At 59.2% G+C, this 1,722-nt stretch carries 4 protein-coding genes; 2 read left to right on the forward strand and 2 right to left on the reverse strand.

Features of this window, described 5'->3' with window-relative positions; translation table 11 throughout:
• Nucleotides 1-352 (forward strand): ATP-binding cassette domain-containing protein (locus RDM88_RS12770; protein WP_308755203.1); only part of this gene is annotated, 352 nt, incomplete at its 5' end.
• Nucleotides 353-487: 135 nt separating this feature from the next.
• On the opposite strand, the gene RDM88_RS12775 is transcribed toward RDM88_RS12770, so the two are convergent.
• Together RDM88_RS12775 and RDM88_RS12780 are read right to left on the reverse strand one after the other, a co-directional pair.
• Complete coding sequence (locus RDM88_RS12775) at nucleotides 488-976, reverse strand: GNAT family N-acetyltransferase (protein WP_308755204.1); 489 nt, start codon at nucleotides 974-976, stop codon at nucleotides 488-490.
• A gap of 40 nt (nucleotides 977-1,016) precedes the next feature.
• A complete protein-coding gene (locus RDM88_RS12780; RefSeq protein WP_308755205.1) occupies nucleotides 1,017-1,286 on the reverse strand; it encodes a hypothetical protein in 270 nt (89 codons plus the stop codon).
• Between the two features lie 113 nt (nucleotides 1,287-1,399).
• Between RDM88_RS12780 and RDM88_RS12785 the strand changes: the two genes are divergently transcribed.
• A complete protein-coding gene (locus RDM88_RS12785) occupies nucleotides 1,400-1,630 on the forward strand; it encodes a helix-turn-helix transcriptional regulator (RefSeq protein WP_308755206.1) in 231 nt (76 codons plus the stop codon).
• Nucleotides 1,631-1,722: the final 92 nt, after the last annotated feature.

Here is a 1,722-nt window from a genome sequence, read left to right on the forward strand (position 1 = left end):
CCACGGCTACGAAACGGTGATCGAGGGGGACGGCGCGAACCTCAGCCAGGGCCAGCGCCAGCTGCTCAACATCGCCCGCGCCGCCTGCGCCGACGCGCCCATCCTCATCCTCGACGAGGCGACCAGCTCGGTCGACACCCGCACCGAGCGCCACATCGAGCACGGCCTCGACCGGCTCATGGAGGGCCGCACCACCTTCGTCATCGCCCACCGCCTCTCGACCGTCCGCAACTCGAACGCCATCATGGTGCTCGAACAGGGTGAGATCATCGAGCGCGGCAGCCATGACGACCTGCTCGCCCTGCACGGCCGCTACTACCAGCTCTATACCGGCGCGGCGGAGCTCGACTAAGGGGGAATTTTTGAAAAAATCCCCCCTTAGAACCCCCAAAAACTTTTGGCGCAGGCACAGCGCCCTGCCCCTCGACGGCGCGACGGCCGCAACGCAAAAGCCCCCTCCCGCCTGCGGCGGGAGGGGGCTTTTCTTTTAAATGAGCGGCTTATTGAACAGGAAGAGGTCCGCGTAGCTGCCGTCCCTGAGCCGGTAGCCGTTCTTCGTCGTGCCGATGTGCTCGAATCCGAGGCGCTCATAGAGCCTGATCGCCGCGGTGTTGGTGCAGACGACTGCATTGAACTGGAGTCCCACGAACCCGCACGCCGGGCACATCTCCAGCGAATGGCGCACCAGCTTTTCCCCCGCGCCGAGCCCGCGCGCCCCGGGCGAAACGCCGTAGGACGCGTTTGCGATATGCCCGCAGCGCCCCACGTTGTTGGGATGCAGGATATAGAGCCCCAGCACCTTTCCATCCGCTTCGGCAACCCCGGTGAAGGACTGCGCCGAAAAGAACTCCCGCGCCTCCTCCTCCGTGAAGGGCTTGTCCTGCGGAAAGCTGTTTCCCTCCTCGACGATTCCGTTCCAGATGGCGGTCATCGCCGGGAGATCGGCGTCAGCGTACTTTCTTACAGTCACTTCCATTGTCAAAACCCCTTTCAGACGGGGGAATTATACACCTTTTTCAGAGGACATGCAACTGTTTCAGGGATTCCATGCAGTCGATATATCCCCTCCGGTAGAGGAATGCCGCCTCCGCGCCCTCCGCGTCGGCGAGCGCCGCCAACAAATCGGTAATATAGATATGGTCGCCGGGATGGAAATTGAGCATGCAGTCCTCCTCGCAGCGGGCCGACCGTTCCCGCAGGAGGCGGCCCTCCCCGCTCTCCCGGAACTGCCTGTGCGCCCGTTCGTACATTGCGTTCAAATATTGATCAAATTCTTCTGATTGCATGGCGCAAGCCCTCCTCATATGATATAATAATGTTTATGGTAAAAAAGATTTTTTAGCTTTAAGCTTAATTTTATTATATTAGCTTTAAGCTTAATTGTCAAGGGGATTTTTCTATGTTGGACAAAAAAACTTTTGGGCAGAGAATTCGTACTCTCAGAACGAAACGCACTATATCCCAAGCTGATCTTGCTAAGCTCCTGCAAGTCTCTTGTACGCAGATCAGCGATATGGAACGCGGACAGAAAACAACCTCGCTGGAGCGGCTGGTACTTCTTGCCGACTACTTCGGCGTTTCCACCGACTATCTGCTCGGCCTGACCGAGAACCCCAGGCGGGCGGAGTAGGCGCTCCGCCCAGAGGCCGGTGGCAGGAATTGCCGGGTCCCGCCCCGGCAGGCGGGTCGACTTCTTGCTCGCCCAAGAAGTCGACGGAAGAA

It is taken from the genome of uncultured Anaerotruncus sp. (assembly GCF_902490045.1).
In the GTDB taxonomy this organism is placed as follows: Bacteria; Bacillota; Clostridia; order Oscillospirales; family Ruminococcaceae; genus Anaerotruncus.